At 47.1% G+C, this 17,358-nt stretch carries 16 protein-coding genes; 13 read left to right on the top strand and 3 right to left on the bottom strand.

The window, feature by feature from the left end:
• The first annotated feature begins 14 nt into the window (after positions 1-14).
• From AC0J5I_RS12440 to AC0J5I_RS12425, 4 genes are all read left to right on the top strand, one after another.
• Positions 15-941, top strand: coding sequence for a PTS system mannose/fructose/sorbose family transporter subunit IID (locus AC0J5I_RS12440; RefSeq protein ID WP_475300335.1), 927 nt, complete (start codon positions 15-17; stop codon positions 939-941).
• 130 nt (positions 942-1,071) lie between these two features.
• Positions 1,072-1,452 (top strand): DUF956 family protein, encoded by a 381-nt coding sequence (locus tag AC0J5I_RS12435; RefSeq protein WP_107995269.1) that lies wholly within the window; start codon positions 1,072-1,074, stop codon positions 1,450-1,452.
• A 70-nt stretch (positions 1,453-1,522) separates the two neighbouring features.
• The gene (locus AC0J5I_RS12430) at positions 1,523-2,020 is read left to right on the top strand and encodes a mannose/fructose/sorbose PTS transporter subunit IIB (RefSeq protein ID WP_475300329.1); all 498 of its coding nucleotides are present in this window, start codon (positions 1,523-1,525) and stop codon (positions 2,018-2,020) included.
• 27 nt (positions 2,021-2,047) lie between these two features.
• Positions 2,048-2,680: a copper homeostasis protein CutC gene (locus AC0J5I_RS12425; protein ID WP_475300324.1), complete on the top strand. Its 633-nt coding sequence runs from the start codon at positions 2,048-2,050 to the stop codon at positions 2,678-2,680.
• A gap of 85 nt (positions 2,681-2,765) precedes the next feature.
• On the opposite strand, the gene AC0J5I_RS12420 is transcribed toward AC0J5I_RS12425, so the two are convergent.
• Positions 2,766-4,013: a putative glycoside hydrolase gene (locus AC0J5I_RS12420; RefSeq protein WP_475300320.1), complete on the bottom strand. Its 1,248-nt coding sequence runs from the start codon at positions 4,011-4,013 to the stop codon at positions 2,766-2,768.
• The gene (locus AC0J5I_RS12415) at positions 4,013-5,392 is read right to left on the bottom strand and encodes a polysaccharide deacetylase family protein (protein ID WP_475300315.1); all 1,380 of its coding nucleotides are present in this window, start codon (positions 5,390-5,392) and stop codon (positions 4,013-4,015) included. Before AC0J5I_RS12415 ends, AC0J5I_RS12420 begins: the two co-directional genes overlap by 1 nt.
• Before the next feature lie 260 nt (positions 5,393-5,652).
• Here AC0J5I_RS12415 and lspA point away from each other — a divergent pair, with 260 nt between their 5' ends.
• The 8 genes from lspA to rpoN all read left to right on the top strand — a co-directional run bounded on the left by lspA (position 5,653) and on the right by rpoN (position 12,413).
• Positions 5,653-6,132 (top strand): signal peptidase II, encoded by a 480-nt coding sequence (lspA, locus tag AC0J5I_RS12410; protein WP_107995266.1) that lies wholly within the window; start codon positions 5,653-5,655, stop codon positions 6,130-6,132.
• Positions 6,133-6,144: 12 nt separating this feature from the next.
• On the top strand, positions 6,145-7,050 hold the full coding sequence (locus AC0J5I_RS12405) for an RluA family pseudouridine synthase (protein ID WP_107995265.1): 906 nt from the start codon (positions 6,145-6,147) through the stop codon (positions 7,048-7,050).
• 173 nt (positions 7,051-7,223) lie between these two features.
• Positions 7,224-7,763, top strand: a complete 540-nt coding sequence (gene pyrR / locus AC0J5I_RS12400) for a bifunctional pyr operon transcriptional regulator/uracil phosphoribosyltransferase PyrR (RefSeq protein ID WP_475300307.1) — start codon at positions 7,224-7,226, stop codon at positions 7,761-7,763.
• 120 nt (positions 7,764-7,883) lie between these two features.
• Entirely contained in the window at positions 7,884-8,660 is a 777-nt protein-coding gene (locus AC0J5I_RS12395; RefSeq protein ID WP_475300303.1) for a dihydroorotate dehydrogenase electron transfer subunit, read from the top strand.
• Complete coding sequence (locus AC0J5I_RS12390) at positions 8,657-9,586, top strand: dihydroorotate dehydrogenase (RefSeq protein WP_086941438.1); 930 nt, start codon at positions 8,657-8,659, stop codon at positions 9,584-9,586. Before AC0J5I_RS12395 ends, AC0J5I_RS12390 begins: the two co-directional genes overlap by 4 nt.
• Complete coding sequence (gene pyrF / locus AC0J5I_RS12385; protein ID WP_107995264.1) at positions 9,576-10,289, top strand: orotidine-5'-phosphate decarboxylase; 714 nt, start codon at positions 9,576-9,578, stop codon at positions 10,287-10,289. Before AC0J5I_RS12390 ends, pyrF begins: the two co-directional genes overlap by 11 nt.
• 1 nt (position 10,290) lies before the next feature.
• Entirely contained in the window at positions 10,291-10,923 is a 633-nt protein-coding gene (gene pyrE / locus AC0J5I_RS12380) for an orotate phosphoribosyltransferase (protein WP_107995263.1), read from the top strand.
• A gap of 164 nt (positions 10,924-11,087) precedes the next feature.
• Positions 11,088-12,413 (top strand): RNA polymerase factor sigma-54, encoded by a 1,326-nt coding sequence (gene rpoN / locus AC0J5I_RS12375; RefSeq protein WP_475300297.1) that lies wholly within the window; start codon positions 11,088-11,090, stop codon positions 12,411-12,413.
• Positions 12,414-12,714: 301 nt separating this feature from the next.
• Here the strand turns inward: rpoN and AC0J5I_RS12370 are convergent, their stop codons facing one another.
• A complete protein-coding gene (locus AC0J5I_RS12370; protein WP_475300293.1) occupies positions 12,715-14,418 on the bottom strand; it encodes an NFACT RNA binding domain-containing protein in 1,704 nt (567 codons plus the stop codon).
• A gap of 1,892 nt (positions 14,419-16,310) precedes the next feature.
• Between AC0J5I_RS12370 and trpX the strand changes: the two genes are divergently transcribed.
• Entirely contained in the window at positions 16,311-17,354 is a 1,044-nt protein-coding gene (gene trpX / locus AC0J5I_RS12365) for a tryptophan ABC transporter substrate-binding protein (RefSeq protein WP_234402568.1), read from the top strand.
• Positions 17,355-17,358 lie beyond the last annotated feature (4 nt).

Raw genomic sequence — 17,358 nt, 5'->3', positions numbered from 1 at the left:
AGGAGACTGCAAACATGGTACAAAATACGGTAGATAAAAAATTTGTATTAACTAAAAAAGATCGACTAGCGGTTGCTTGGCGTTCCACCTTCATTCAAGGATCATGGAACTACGAACGGATGCAAAACGGTGGCTGGGCTTTCGCAATGATTCCAGCAATCAAGAAACTTTATCCAGAAAAAGCAGATCGCGTCCTGGCATTGAAACGCCACTTGGAATTCTTCAATACACATCCATATGTGGCATCTCCAGTATTAGGAGTAACGCTGGCGTTGGAAGAAGAACGCGCAAACGGAGCTCCAGTGGATGATGTTACGATTCAAGGTGTGAAGGTCGGAATGATGGGACCTCTTGCCGGTGTCGGTGACCCTGTGTTCTGGTTTACAGTCCGTCCGATTCTTGGAGCTTTAGGTGCTTCTTTAGCCTTAACAGGAAATATCTTAGGACCTATCCTATTCTTTGTTGCATGGAACATTATCCGTTGGGGATTCATGTGGTATACCCAAGAATTCGGTTATAAGGCTGGATCAAAAATCACTGAGGATTTATCTGGCGGAATACTTCAAGATTTGACAAAAGGAGCTTCCATTCTTGGGATGTTCGTATTGGCTGCCTTGGTGCAACGTTGGGTATCCATCTCGTTTGCTCCGATCGTTTCTTCAGTGAAACTTTCAGAAGGTGCGTTTATTGATTGGGAAAACCTGCCAAGTGGCACTGCTGGCATCCAGCAAGCCCTGGCACAGTATACTTCAGGCTTGTCCCTGACTGATACAAAAGTAACGACTTTGCAAAATAACTTGGATCAATTGATCCCTGGCTTGGCAGCGTTGCTGTTGACATTCTTATGCATGTGGTTGTTGAAGAAGAAAGTTTCTCCAATCGTGATCATTCTTGGTCTGTTCGTTGTTGGTATCGGCGGACGCTTGATCGGATTGCTGTAATTTTCAAATGCATCAAAAAAATGACGTTTGTGAGGCTCAGGCAAAGCTGCCTGAGCCTTACTTTTTCTTGTAAAAAGCAATGAGTGTATATTATACTCAAACCAGACGAAAAGAGAGAGGGGCATATACAATGGTTGAATCCCTGAATGCAAAGGTTGATATGGTAGTGGATGGCACTTCTTATATGGGGTTAACGGACTACGGTAAAATTATGATAGGAGATCAAGCGTTTGAATTTTATCATCATCGTGATCCACGAAAGTTCATTCAAATTCCTTGGGAAGAGGTCGATTATGTCATGGCATCCGTGATGTTCAAAGGAAAATGGATTCCACGTTTTGCGCTTCAGACAAAGAAAGATGGTACGTATACTTTTTCATCAAAAAATCCCAAGGACGTGTTACGTGCGATTCGCATCTATGTAAACCCAGATCATATGGTTCAATCATTGGGTTTCTTCGATGTTTTGAAGAATGCCTTCAAGCACATGTTCAAAAAGAAAGCATCCTAAATTGCGGCGGGAAATCAAGATGCATTCTGTTGGCGGTTGCTGGATGGGCGATTTAAGGAGGTGCTAAACAGTGGTAATGGATATTCGATTAGTGCGAATCGACGATCGTTTGGTTCACGGACAGGTGGCAACCGTGTGGACGAAGATAAGCAAAGCAGAGCGGATTCTTGTCATCAGTGATGAGGTGGCGCAGGATCATCTGCGTAAGACACTCTTGCGTCAGGTTGCTCCACCAGGTGTGAAGGTCAGTGTGATTCCAGTAGAAAAGTTTGTCGAAATTTACTTTGATGATACGCTTAACCAATTTCGGGCGATGCTCTTGTTTACGAACCCTACCGATGTCGCCCGAATCGTGCAAAAGGGTGTCAAAATCGATTCCGTCAATATCGGCGGCATGAGCTATTCGGACGGTAAGAAGATGATCACAAACGCAGTAGCGGTTGGCAAACGCGATATTCAGGCTTTTGAGTACTTGAACTATAAGGGCATCCACTTGGATATCCGAAAAGTCGTCGCTGACAATAAACTGGATCTCATGCAAGTGCTGAAAAAAGAAGGATTAACTTAAGGGCTAAAGTATCCATGAGGTGACAGAATGCTAAAAGAAGCATGTGCAGAAAACTTTACGAACGTTCCGGAATTCATCGCACGCGGGGCTAAACGGATCGAACTGTGTGACAACTTGGCGGTAGGGGGCACAACACCCAGCGTCGGCGTCATCAAAATTGCAACGGAGTATTGTTCCGAAAAAGGTGTATCCCTTATTGTGATCCTGCGGCCACGAGGCGGAGATTTTGTTTATTCGATTATGGAAAAAGCCATCATGATGCGGGATTTGGAAGAAATAATTGCCTTGCAGGCCAATGGTATAGCGGTAGGAGCTTTAACCGCACCCAACGAGTTGGATAAACCCTTTTTGGAAGAAATAGCCAAGCTGGCCAACGATAATGGGATTGAACTTGCTTTCCATATGGCGTTTGATGAAATACCGGAAGATAAGCAAAAAGACGCATTATTGTGGTTGGGAGAAATTGGGTTTACACGGATTTTGACGCATGGCGGTCCAAAAGAAAACACAATTTTCGACAACGCAGCGCATCTCGGCGAACTCGCGGGAATCAGTCCAGACATGACGATCATGCCGGGCGGCGGCATTACGAAAGACAATCTCGCAGACCTTGAAAAAATATTGGAATTCACCGAAGTGCACGGGACAAGAATTGTGTAGGATTCTCCATTACGGAATAGCCGACAATCGGTGACAAAAAGCTCGGCCGGGAAATTTTCCCGGCCGAGCTTTTTGTTATGCATTATTAATAAGTGTAGTTATTCAACGCATTCCACAACAGGAACTCGTTGACGCCGGCATCATACAGTGCCTGTACTTGAGCATCGACTTGCTCTTTGCCGTAGGTTTGGTAGAATCCGGATCCCAAGTAGGAAGCGGTAAAGTCCTGCAGCCAAGGACGGCTGATTGGCGGAGTCTCAAGCGTTGCAAGCAACTCGTTTTCGACTATCATGTATTCGGATACCAGTTCATACGGGTACAGATCCGGCTTGTAGATGCCAAAGTAATCGGTGCCCCAGTGGCTCGGGTAAATCATCGAAGAGATAACATCGACATTCTCGGAAATCTCAGGGAAGTTCTGGCCGATGCCGGATGCTTCAACGACAGAGGCGGTATAGCCGAAGATATCAACGGATACGTCCACGCCGTAAGGCATCAGTTTTTCTTTCGCATAAGCGGTAAAATCGGTGATGGCCTGCACACGTTTTTCGTCATCGGTCATATTCAGATCAGCGTATTCGCCCATGTCGTAATTCAATGTATCTCCCCAGACTTCAAAGCCTTCCGGGAAGCGGACATAGTCGAACTGGACTTCCTTGAATCCGACTTTGGCAGCTTCGATCCCGACATTGACGGCGTAATCCCAAGTCTGCTTCAGGAATGGGTTGATGAATGATTCGCCATTCGATGCAACCCAGACGGAGCCATCGCTTTCGGTGAAGGACATTTCCGGCTGTTCGTTAGCCAACAAGGTATCCTTGAAGGTCACGATGCGGGCGATTGGATAGATCTGTTTCTCTTCCATCACGTCCATCAGCTCATTGACATCCGGGATATACTCTTCCGTATTTTCCTGGATGTGGGTATCATCGGAGTTGAAATCAGCCGTCACAACGCCCATGTCGTCCTTGATGTCGATGACCATCGCGTTCAGGTCGTTCGAATCGACGTAAGCGAGCAATTTGTTGAATTTTTCTTCGTAGCCGACCGAGTAGGCCGTCACATAGATTCCTTTGACGCCGTCAGCTGGATAGGCGATTTCGACGCCGCTGTCATAGAAGAATTTCTTCGGCAGTTCCTTAGCTGTGGGTGTCTTCAAAAGGGCACCTTGGCGCAGCGTAAGCGCTGTAGTGGTTGTGGTTGCTGTTGTTTCCGCGGTTGCGCTGTCGCTGGCAGCGGAGCTTTCGGTTTCGCTGGCCAATACGACTGTCGTACCTGATAGGAAAAACAATAAACTGGCGGCAGCGAGTGTCTGTTTAAAATAGGTCATCATTACATTTCCTCCCGTTCAGGCGATTCGATCACATTCGGGTCTACGATTGTGATATCTTTCGCGCGCAGGCCATCGATGATGGCAGCGATCGCGTCGTTTGTCCATGGGCGATCATGCATCAGCAAGTTCGCGCCGTCTCCCAGGTACTGCGAGTTCACCATAACGTCGGCTAAAGCAGTGCCTTCCATGAACTCTTCCACCCAATCATAGCCGTAGGTCCAGTTCATGATTGTCATGCCTTCTGCTGCAGCGATTGCGATGGTGTCGTCATTGTACTGTCCGTAAGGGGCGCGCAGGAAGCGCGGACGCTCGCCGGTGATCTCTTCGATCAGATCATTTGTTGATTTGATTTCTTCCAGTTGCTGATCGTAGGTCAAGCTTTGGAAATCCGGATGAGAATAGGAATGGTTACCGATTTCGAAGCCCATGTCATAGACGGTCTTGATGTCTTTGCGCGCCTGTTCATTCGTGAGGAATTGTCCCATCACGAAGAAAATGGCGTTGGCGTCCTTCGATTTGACGGTTTCGGCAATTTCCACGGTGTAGCTGTTCGGTTGCTGCGGTGCATCATCGAAAGTCAACAAAGCGACTTGCGTGTTGCCATCCTCAGCAATCGGTTGGACTGTGGAAATCTCCGGATTGATGCGGTATTCATAGCTTACAGGTTCAACTTTTTTTGCTGGTTTTTCTGCAGCGGCAGTCTCTGAGGATTCCGCGGTGCCGGCAGAAGAATCGGCGGCTGTGCTTCCTTCCGTCCCTATTGCGGTGATGGCTGCTTCCAATTCAACCAATTGTGCATCCAGAGTCGTCAAATTTTCAGCGACGGGCGCAAGATTGGTTTGGTTTGTTTCGGCACTCAGATTGATTGCTTCGATTCCCGCAAAGAAGGTATCGAAAGTGGCATCGTCCGCTCCAAATCCGGTCAACAGTTCTTCTTCTTTATCCAAGCTGTCTCGATAGGCCGCCAAGTAAGTCAATGAATTTTCGCTGAACAAATCCAGCGTTTCGCCGATTGCCTGCATCTGATCCAGTGGTAGGGTTTCTTCGTCGAACGCAACGAAGTCGGCTTTCGTCTCGGATAAGCCTTCCAAAGCGCTTTCAATCGAATCGGCTAAGGTTCGGCGTTCTTCCAAGTTGCTGAACACGGCTGCAGAGCCGTCTTTGAAATTCTTCAATTCTTCATCGCTGGCCAACGATTCATCGAATGATTTCTGTAACGCGGTCTCCAATTGTTGCAGCTCATTCAATTGGGAAACAATTTCGGTTTCCTCGGTTTTGATCTGGGTGATCGTCTCTGACGTTTCTTTCACTTGGTCTGCGCAAGCTGACAATACCAGAGCACCGGCAAACACTAATCCAATCTTCTTACCTCTCAACATAAACAAGCTCCTTTATTACGTGATATATAACAATACAAGCTTCATTATACCGAAAATGGCTATTCTTTATCAAGGTAGATTGCCATATCTTCGGAAAATTGTTAAAGAATCATTAAAAAAGGGTCACAATTGCCATGATGAGTCAGCTTGTAGGCGGAAATGCCGGAATCAATGACTATACAATTTGAAAAATTAGTTTACAATAGATAGAGGCAAAAGATACGGAAAAACGTTAATTTCAGAATAAGTGAGGCTATCGGATGATTATCTATTATATATTGGCCATCTTGCTGTTGGTCCTGGACCAGTGGAGTAAAATTGCCATCGTAAATAATTTTGCATTGCACGAAGTGAAGGAAGTGTTACCGGGCATTTTGTCCCTGTTCTACATTCAGAACGAGGGCGCTGCCTGGGGGATATTTGAAGGAAGAATGTTCTTTTTCTTCATCATCACTGTAGTTGTCGTGGGCGCAATGGTCTATAATGCGCACAAGCAGGGATTCGACAAAAAAATCGTGGGCATCAGTTACGCTTTTCTTTTGAGCGGTGCTCTTGGCAATTTCATCGATCGGATGCGTTTGGGGTATGTGGTGGACATGTTCCGCCTGGACTTCATTGATTTTCCGATTTTTAATGTGGCGGATGTTTGTTTGACGATAGGCGTCATCCTGATGACGATCTATATCCTTTTCATGGAAGAGGAAGAAGAAAAAATAAGTTCTAAAAATAAGCTAAAGTAAAGTGGGATTCAAATGACAGAAAAAATCGTATTTAACATTGATGGTCAAACCGGCAGGATTGATAAGATCTTGGCGGATTTCATGACAGGCACCAGCCGTTCGCAAATTCAGGCGTGGGTCAAAGACGGCAATCTGATGGTGAACGACAAAGCCGTCAAATCGAATTACAAGGTCCAAGAAGGGGATCTTCTGGAATTGACGATTCCGGAACCGGAACAGATCAACGTCACTCCGGAGGACATTGCATTGGATGTCATCTATGAAGACGATGCGCTGTTGGTCGTCAATAAGCCAACCGGCATGGTCGTGCATCCATCCAAAGGGCATCTTTCCGGTACCTTGGTCAACGGCTTGTTGTTTCACGTAAACGCGCTATCCGACGGCACGGCAAATATCCGTCCAGGAATCGTTCACCGCATCGATATGGACACATCCGGCTTGTTGGTCGTCGCCAAGACGAACGAAGCGCACCAGAAATTGGCGGAGCAGTTGGAGAACCACACGATGGAACGGGCCTATCTTGCTTTGGTCCATGGCGTGATCCCGCATGAAGACGGCACAATCGATGCGCCGATCGCCCGGATGTTGATTGACCGCAAAAAACGCACAGTGGCTGACGGCGGCAAAAAGGCAGTGACGCATTTTGATGTCATCGAGCGTTTCCGTGATTTCACTTTGCTGAAATTGCACCTTGAAACCGGCCGTACGCACCAGATCCGTGTCCATATGAAATACATCGGCCATCCAGTAGCTGGCGATCCTATGTACGGACCGGCTGAAACACTCAGCGGCCATGGCCAATATTTGCATGCGTCCACTTTGGGCTTCATCCACCCGACGACGGGCAAGGAAATGCGCTTCGAAGCACCTTTGCCTGATTTCTACAGCGAAAAACTGGCGGAACTGCGCAAAAACTGATTGACAGCAACGCCTCTATTCGTTATCATTACAGTAATATTGAAGGAACCTTTAAAATAGTCCAGAGAGGCTAAAAGGTGCATCACATTTTGTATAGCGTCACGTGACTGTACCCTTATGCCCACATGCATAAGGGTATTTTTTTTCATTTTGGCGATGAAGGAGTAGTGGAAATGTCAGAAGAAATCGAAATCATGGATGCCCAGACGATGAAACGCGCGCTGACCCGCATCACACATGAAATATTGGAAAAGAACGACGGCACCAAGAACCTGATTTTGGTGGGCATCAAGACGCGCGGCATCTACCTGGCCAAGCGCATAGTCGAACGGATCAAAGATTTTGAAGGAGTCGAGCTGCCGGTAGGGGAATTGGACATCACGCTTTACCGCGATGATGTGCACCGAGACACGAATGACAACCCTGTGTTGCACGAAACGAACATTCCGTTTTCGGTTGCCGGCAAGCATGTCGTGTTGGTGGATGATGTCCTGTTCACCGCCCGCACGATACGGGCCGGCATGGATGCGGTGATGGATCTGGGGAGAGCGAAACGGATCACAGTCGCGGTCCTGATCGACAGAGGCCACCGGGAACTGCCGATCAAGGCGGATTACGTCGGGAAGAACATCCCGACATCCCAGGCAGAACAGATTTCCGTTCAGTTGGATGAAGTCGACGGCATCGAAAAAGTTACATTGATCAGAGCGTAAACAATAGGTCGGTGATTCTTTAACTGTGTCCAGAGAGACACAGAAGAATTTGCTTTGAAGCTTGCTCCATCGCATTTTTTTAGATCACCTTTTTTGTCAAAATTAAGGAGGAAAATAATTATGAGTCAAGCTATGATGACAGTCGTCAGCCAGACAGAAATCGCAAAGGATATCTTCGAATTGCGCCTGAAAGGCGCGTTGGTCAATGAAATGGGAGCACCGGATCAGTTTTTGCATATCCGTGTCCCAGGGGATGAACTGCTTTTGAGACGCCCCATCAGCATCGCTTCAATCGATGCCGAAAAGGAAGAATGCGTCATTATCTACCGTACCGAAGGAAAAGGCACCACAATCATCAGCCAGCTTACAGCAGGCGACGAATTGGATATCCTGGGGCCATTAGGCAACGGTTATCCGATCGACATGCTTGAAAAAGGGCAGAATGCTCTGCTGATCGGCGGCGGCATCGGTGTTCCTCCGCTTTATGAATTGGCGAAACAATTGCATGCGAAAGGCATCAATGTGGTGAGCTGCTTCGGTTTCAAAAATAAAGAAGAAGTTTTCTATGAAGAAGAATTTGCAGCATTCGGCAAGGTGAACATCGCGACGGATGACGGCAGCTACGGCAAGAAAGGCTTCGTGACGCAATACTTCGATGAACTGGACGGCTTCGTTCCGGACGCAGTCTTCGCTTGCGGCCCGAAAGGCTTGTTGGTTGCGGTAGCGAAGACATTCGACCCGAGGAAAACCTACCTTTCGCTGGAAGAGCGCATGGCCTGCGGTATCGGAGCCTGTTACGGTTGCGTCTGCGACAAGAAAGACAGCACATCAGCTTATGATAATTTCAGAGTCTGTGTCGAAGGACCGGTCTTCAGAGCAGAGGAGATAGTATTATGAATCGATTAGCAGTCAGTTTACCCGGTTTAGAATTAAAAAACCCAATCATCCCTGCAAGCGGATGTTTCGGTTTCGGCGAGGATTACGGCAAGTTTTATGACCTGAGCCTATTGGGCGCCATCATGACGAAAGCAACGACGTTGGAGCCCCGCAGAGGCAATCCTACACCGCGTTTGGCGGAAACACCATCCGGCATGCTGAATGCCATTGGATTGCAGAATCCTGGTGTTGAGGTCGTTGTTGCACAGAAGCACACAGCGCTTGAGAAATACGATGTGCCTTTGATTTCGAACGTCGCCGGAAACACAGTCGATGATTATTACCAAGTCTGCAAAGCCGTTTCCCAATCACCGAACGTCAAAGCGATCGAATTGAACATTTCTTGCCCGAACGTCCATAAAGGCGGACTGCAGTTCGGCACCGATCCGGAGATGGCAGCTGCCGTAACGCGTGCGGCTAAAGAAGGTGCAACCGTTCCGGTTTACGTCAAATTATCACCGAACGTTACGGATATCGTCGAAATCGCCAAAGCGGTTGAAGCAGCCGGGGCGGATGGTATCTCAATGATCAACACTTTGGTGGGCATGCGCATCGATCTGCACACACGCAAACCGATCATCGCCAACAAGACGGGCGGCCTTTCCGGTCCTGCCATCAAACCGGTAGCGATCCGCATGATCTATCAAGTGGCGCGTGCAGTCAATATTCCGATTATCGGGATGGGCGGCGTCTACACGGTGGATGATGTGCTGGAAATGTTCATGGCTGGAGCAAGCGCAGTCGGCGTCGGCATGGCCAACTTCACCGATCCGTTCGTTTGCCCGAAATTGATCGAACAGCTTCCGCAACGCATGGACGAACTGGGCATCAATAGCCTGCAGGAATTAATCAATGAAGTGAGAGAAGGCATCCTCAATGAACGATAAACCGATAATAGCGTTGGACTTTTCAACGAGCGAAGAAATCAAGGACTTCCTTTTGCTATTCAAAGATGAGTCGCTATATGTAAAAGTGGGTATGGAACTGTATTACCAACACGGAGCGGAAATCGTGAAAAAAATCAAGGAAATGGGCCACGAAATCTTCCTGGACCTGAAATTGCATGACATCCCGAACACTGTTCACCGCGCCATGAAAGGCTTGGCCGCATTGGATATCGATATGGTCAATGTCCATGCAGCTGGCGGTTCGGAAATGATGAAAGCCGCTAAAGAAGGTTTGATCGCAGGCACCCCGGCAGGAAGCGCCGTTCCGAAACTGATCGCGGTCACACAATTGACATCCACTTCCGAAGAAGCGATGCAGTCAGAACAGTTGATCAAAGTCAGCCTGCAGGAGAGCGTCCTGCATTACGCAGACCTTACCTGCAAATCCGGACTCGACGGCGTCGTTTGTTCCGCATGGGAAGCGCGCATGATCAAGGATCACACGAATGATGACTTCATCTGTTTGACACCGGGTATCCGCCCGGCCGGCAGTGCGGTTGGAGACCAAAAGCGTGTCGCGACACCAGGGCGCGCAAGAGAAATCGGCTCAACCTTCATCGTAGTCGGTCGTCCGATCACCCAGGCGGCTGATCCGGTTGCAGCCTATCACGAAATCAAGAACCAATGGAATGGAGCGGAATAAAATGACGATAGCAAAAGAAGTAGCAAAATCATTATTGGACATCAAAGCAGTGAGCTTGAGCCCGCAAGACCCGTTTACTTGGGCATCAGGTTTGAGAAGCCCAATCTATTGCGATAACCGTGTGACAATGAGCTTTCCGGCAGTGCGCAAACAGATTGCGCAAGGATTGGCTGATCTGATCAAAGAAAAATACCCGGATGCAGAAGTGATCGCCGGAACTGCGACTGCAGGCATCCCACACGCAGCTTGGATCGCTGACATTTTGGACTTGCCGATGGTCTACATTCGCAGCAAAGCGAAAGACCACGGAACAGGCCGCAAAATCGAAGGCAAAATTACTGAAGGCCAAAAAATGGTCGTAGTCGAAGACTTGATATCCACTGGCGGCAGCGTCATCGAAGCTTCCAAAGCAGCTGAGCTGGAAGGCGCAAACGTATTGGGTTGCGTCGCTATCTTCACTTATGAATTGGCTAAAGGAACGAAAAATTTCGCCGATGCCGGTCTTGCGATCGACACGTTGTCCAACTACAGCACATTGCTGGAAGTTGCCCATGAAACAAACTACATCTCCGAAGCAGAATTGGAGTTATTGAAAGACTGGAGCAAAGACCCTGAGAACTGGTTCAAGGGTTAATCCTACGTCCGAATAGTTGCCATGTCAAACCCGGCAAACAAGATCTGGAATCTTGTTTGTCGGGTTTTTTGATTCATTTTTTGCAAGTAAGCGCTCCAATGGTGGTATACTGGTTCCATGTATTTTTAGACACAGAAGAGAAGAACAGAGAAGAGGTGATAGTGATGGCGAGGCAGGAATTCCAGCTGAAGCAAACGCAACAACAATCGATCAAGATGACGCAGCAGCTGCGACAGGCTTTGCACATTCTGCAGATGCCCATGTCGGAACTTTCCAGCTACATAGAGGACCAGGCATTGGGTAATCCGTTGATGGACATCAAAAAGCGGGCATCGGACACGGGCGCTGTGGCCGTCTCCAATGTATACACAGCGGATAATCAGACGCCCTGGTATGAACGCATGGAAAGCAAGAATCAATCCCTCTATGATTTTCTGCATGAACAGATCTATCTGAACATGAAAAACACGCCGCTCAGGCAGCTGGTTCTGTTCCTCATCCGATACGTGACGGATGACGGCTATTTGGATATCAAGCTGGAAGAGGTTGCGGAGGCAACTGCGGCCGAGGAAACGGAAGTGTTGGATGCCCTAACGCTCCTGCAACAGTTGGATCCTCCCGGTGTCGGTGCCCGCGACCTGCAGGAGTTTCTGATGCTGCAAACCGAAAGGGACGAACAGTCGCCCCCGCTGGCCTACTACATACTGGAAAATTATTTCAAGGAGCTATCTACCTATCGCTTGGAGTCGATTAGGGACGTCGAGGAGATCGAACATGACGAACTGATCGAAATCATCACCTACATGAGCAAGCTGAAGACGAAGCTGCAGTGGGAGACCGTATTCGAGGAGACGGTCTTCATCGAACCAGACATCTATGTAGCAATAGCCGAGGACAACTCACTGGACGTCTCGTTCAATCAAAGCGGTCTGCCATCGGTTGCGTTCAACGAAGACTATTACAGCGAATTGCTGGCGTTGGCGGATAAAGATATGAAACGTTATCTGGAAGAAAAAAAGAAAGAAATATCCTGGATTCAGCAGTGTGTTCTCCAACGGACACAGAACGTCATCAAAATAACGGAAGCCATCCTGCAGCTGCAGACGGATTATTTCTTGGAAAAAGCCTCCTCGATGAAGCCTATGACGATGAAAAACATCGCCAAACTGACGGACCTGAGTATTTCGACGGTAAGCCGGGTCGTGAACGACAAATACATGGCGACCCCGAAAGGCATCTTTGAATTGCGTTTTTTCTTCCGGAGCGGTTTTATGAAAGAGGATGACGGAGATCAGGTAGCCATCTCATCCATCGTCATCCAAACCGAAATAAAGCAAATAGTCGGCAGCGAAGAAAAGTCAAAGCCGGTTTCCGACCAGGTGATTGCCGATCATTTCACTGCGCAGGGAATCGACATTTCCCGCAGGACAGTAGCGAAATACCGCATGGGTCTGGGCATTCCCTCCAGTTCGAAAAGAAAAAGGCCATAATTATGTCAATCGGTGAGTGGATAACAAGACGATCAATGGATGAAAGTAGGGATGATGCGATCATTGGCAGGGGTTGGTGAGCCAATCTTATCGGGAACATTATCAAACCACTCTGAACGGAAACCGGATGCGAAAAAAATGACTGCCTCATTTAGAGGCAACCCGACGTTCCGCACAGCACAAATACGAAAATCGCGCAGGCATATGAAGAGGCCCGAGAAATATTTCTCGGGCCTCTTTGCACGCTTTAGGAGAAGCGGACTTTGTATTATCGATTTTGCGATGCAACGGTAATCTGCTCTCAATCGGCCTTCAGCGTCCGGACCAGTTCCTTATCCGGTGTTACATAAAGGGTTTTTTGCCCTTCGTAGATGACGAAGCCGGGTTTCGCACCGTTTGGTTTGCGTATGTTCTTGACCACAACGTAGTCGACAGGGACGTTCGAAGAATTCTGGAACTTGGAATAATAAGCGGCCAATGTCGCCGCTTCAAAGAGCGTCTCCTCGGAAGGGTGATTGCTTTCGATGATGACATGCGAACCGGGTATGTTTTTCGTATGCAGCCAAATATCCGATTTTTTTGCCGTCTTCAGCGTCAGCTGGTCGTTCTGCACATTGTTCTTTCCGATCAGGATGGTCGTGCCGTCCGATGACAGGAATTTGTGGGGCTTGCTGGTTTTGTGTTTTTTCTGTTTACCTTTGTACTTTTTCTTCAAATATCCAGATTCGCGCAGCTCGTCCATTATGTCCTCCAAGTCCTGCGGGTCGGAGAGTTGGATCAGCGTTTCGATGGATTCCAAATATTCGTTCTCTGCATGGGTATGTTCGACCTGCTCATTCACGTATGCGACGGCAGTGGTGAGCTTCTGATATTTGGAAAAGTATTTTTGGGCATTCTGGGAAGGGGTCAGCGCTGGATTCAAAGCAATCGTTATCGGATTCTCATCATCGTAGAAGTTGTTGAGCGTCACTTCCATATCGCCTTTTTTCATTTGATGCAGATAGGCCGTCAAGATCTCTCCCTTGATCCGGTAGACATCAGCTTTTTCCGTCTCCAACAGCGTCTGGTCCAGCTTCTTCAGCTTCAGCTGATTCTTCTTGCGTTCCGTGTTGACGACATGGAGCAGCTCGGAAGCCACTTGGTTGATGCGGTCCCGGGATGCTTTTTCATCATAGTAGGCGTCCAACAATTCGCTGAGGCTGTCGTAATGCCTTTTCTCTCCCGGAAGACTCCGGAACGGGAAGGGTGTAAAATGTTGTTTCTTTGCGGATTCCTCGGTCAATGTAGGGATAGCTGTGTCCAGCTGTTGTTTAAATGCGAGAATCGCATCCGCTGCAGACAAACTATCCTGCTCCGTATAGTAGCTGATTTCCATTGCGGAATCGCTGCCCAAGCCCTGAAAAGCTCCTTGCAATGATTTGAACAGCGGTAATTCATCGTTGAATGTGGCTGAGACAGATGCCAGTTCCTCCTTTTCCATCTCAAAAGGGTTCGCTTTGTCCTGATGGGGCGGCAACTGATAGGCGACGCCTGGATGCAGCGGCCGGAAACTGTTTTGGTAAAACGGCACATGCTTCAGACAATCGATGATCATCCTAGTTTGCTTATCGATCAGGAAGATGTTGCTGTGGCGTCCCATCAATTCGATGATCAATTCCATCTGGCGCTGGTCGCCGAGTTCATCGAAATTCCGGAATGAGAAAATGATGATCCGGTCGTTGCCCAATTGTTTGATGTCTTCGATGTAGGCACCCTCCAGATTTTTGCGCAGCACCATACAGAAATTGGGCGCTGAATCGGGGTTGGATAAGTTATCATTGATTACTTGTATCCGAGCGTAGGATGGGTGAGCTGACAGCAATACCCGTTTGTTTTTCCGATTGGCTCGTATGGTAAGAATAATTTCGTGCTGAAACGGCTGATAGACCTTACTGATCCTTCCGTTTTCCAGGTCGCGGTTCAATTCCTTGACCATGGCACGTGTAAATACACCATCAAAAGACATGAAAACACCTCCTAGTACATGTCAATATACGCCTTTCATTATACCATATCATCTCCGCCGTCTGGCGTGTTTCTTCATTGTGTCATATTTTGGTGCAAACCATAAGGGAAGGCGCACTTGGTATGTACCTATATAATCATTCACCGGATGGCAGATATCCAAAACGGCATGCGGAAAGACAATGTACAACCCTAACAACGGAAAAATACACAAACATAAGTTTCGTTAATTTTGGTAATCTCAGAATAAAGAAGAAACGTGCGAAAATATTCGGGTTTTTACTTTTATTTTTCTAAAAGAAGTAGATTTAGAAATAAACACATGTTGTAAACGAACGGTCGCTAAAAAATGCGACAACTACAAAGTGTATTCAAACAAGAATAGTATCAATTCGACGATGGGCTCCAGTTACTGCTGGTCGCCAAGTTCATCGAAGTTCTGAAAACAGAAAATGAGGATCCGGTCATTGCCTAATTAGTGAATCTCTTCGATGATTTCTCCTTCGAGTTTCTTTCGGAGCACCATACAGACGTTCCAACGTCCTGAAAGGCAAGGGGAGTTATTCGTTTTTTGGACATTCAAAATTCGGGAGGGGGGGATGAAAACAAAATACTGTTAGTTTCCCGAGCAAATACTCAACATAGTGCTATTATATTTGATTTTCAGAGTTTGCCGATTTTTAATAAACAACAATGCAAGTTGTGTTGGATATCTCATTCAAAAAATGTAAAGTCCTAGTGAACAGAGTGTAAAGATAGTATGATGAAATGCTTATACATAGGTATCGTCAGCATTCCCAACTGATTTTCCGGGTGGATAGATCTCGAGAAATCCGTTTTATGAAATGACACCATATAAATTGAATCCTGGACAGGCATCAGACTGTTTTTTGCGACTGATTATATAATAGTAAATAAATTAACATTTAATGTTGCATTTACGATTATGGTGACTTATACTAAGAAAGTAATCGAAACACGAACGTAATTGTAAACGCTTACTGTTCGGTATTTTTGAATGTCAGCACCACTATGATTGGAGCCCGTCATAATGGGGGCCTGCTGTTCATTCCTAATGATCAACAGATAGTTGTTTACATGTAGCTTCATGCGGTGTTGCAGAAGAAAAAGGTTGCGATATCCAAAATGAAACCATCGCGACAGCTTAACTTGGCGGCTTGTCGCATATCAACAATCTCATTACTGTGTGTGGTAATGAGGGATAACCTTGGGGGGATGGAGTACGTAATGGATGAATCAACAAGATTGCAAGGTGTGGAGTTTTGCTCAGTTATTCATAAGCTCATTTTGCAGATGTATACTGCCATTATTCAATGCATATCCATCTTTTATTCTGCACACTTCGATTACACGTACACGCGAAACAGGTAAGATCATCTCGAAAGCCAATATCAACTTCCCCCACGAAGTTTTTTTGGGCCATTCAAGGGAAAAAAATGACCGCAGGAGGTTTCCTGGGTCATTTTTTTGTTTTTTTTTAAGGGTGGGGAAGGTAATATGAGAATACCTCATCTTTTTCTAATCCTACTCTTGACTTTGTTTTTCGCATTGGTTACTATTAAATTATCAATCATATAGAGGAGCAATCATTTATGTCAACATTTACTCGCGTTTCCAAAGTGAATTTTTTCGATTGGCAAAGCCACGTGGAGTAGGTTGTTCTTTGTGACGTATTGATTGTCCGTAGATACAGCCTCAGATGAAACATCTGAACAGTATCTATGTGGATTACTAAAGATATTTAAGCCGCCACATAGACAATATCGGTCTGTGTGGCGTTTTCTGTATTCAGCCGCCATACTTGGGTTCAGATGGCGGCTTTTTTATCACCTTTTTACAGAATAAGAAGCAGAAAAATTGGAGGAATCAGAAATGAAAAAACTATTCAGAGCACGGGCAAGTATCTTGACCCTAATGGCAGCAACAGTATTGATGGCATGCGGCAATACAGAAGGCAATAATTCAGACACCTCTTCAGACGGTTCCGCAGCAAGCTCAACCGACAGCATCAATCCGGATTTGCCATACATCGGCATTATGCAATTGACGACCCATCCGGCACTCGATCAGATTGGGGAAGGCATTATCGACCAATTGGAAGAAGCCGGTTATGTGGACGGCGAAACGGCAACAATCGATTTCCAGAATGCGCAAGGCGATCAGTCCAATATGCAGTCGATAGCAGAGCGGTTCGTTTCGAATGACGCGGATATCATGATCGGCATCGCTACCCCTGCAGCACAAGCGTTGGCTAATGCATCCAGCGATATTCCGATCATTTTGGGAGCCATCACTGATCCGGTAGCTGCCAGTCTAGTGGCATCTATGGAAAAACCGGGCGGCAACATCACCGGCGTCAGCGACAAGACTCCGGCCCGCGATCAATTTGTTCTGATTCAACAATTGCTTCCTGAAGCCAAAACGATCGGTATCCTTTATTCATCGGCTGAGGACAATTCAATCAGCTCCGCTAAAGAGGCTGAGGAAATTGCTGCTTCATTAGGCTTGAAGACAATAACAAAAACTGTCACTTCAACGAACGATATCGCGCAAGTCGCTGAAAGCCTTGCTTCTGAAGTGGATGCCATCTACGTACCGACAGACAACACCATTGCAAGTGGATTGGCGACATTGATCCCGGTTGCGGATTCTTACAACATCCCGGTGTTCCCTGCTGTGGACACAATGGTTGAAGAAGGCGGGTTGGCGACAATCGGTTTGAATCAATATGCATTGGGCACCCAGACTGGTGCTGTGGCAGCTGATATCTTGGCGGGAGCCGATCCAGCTACTTATCCTGTACAATACGCGACAGGCATTCAATTGGTCATCAATCAAGCGAAAGCGGACCAATTGGGTATCACGATTCCCGATGATGTCGCACAGAACGCCATCTTTGTAGGTAAAGGAGAGTAGACTG

It is taken from the genome of Trichococcus sp. TS_SC_9 (genome assembly GCF_056156325.1).
The sequence above is the reverse complement of the archived record's forward strand: the minus strand, read 5'-3'. Positions and strand labels throughout refer to the sequence as shown.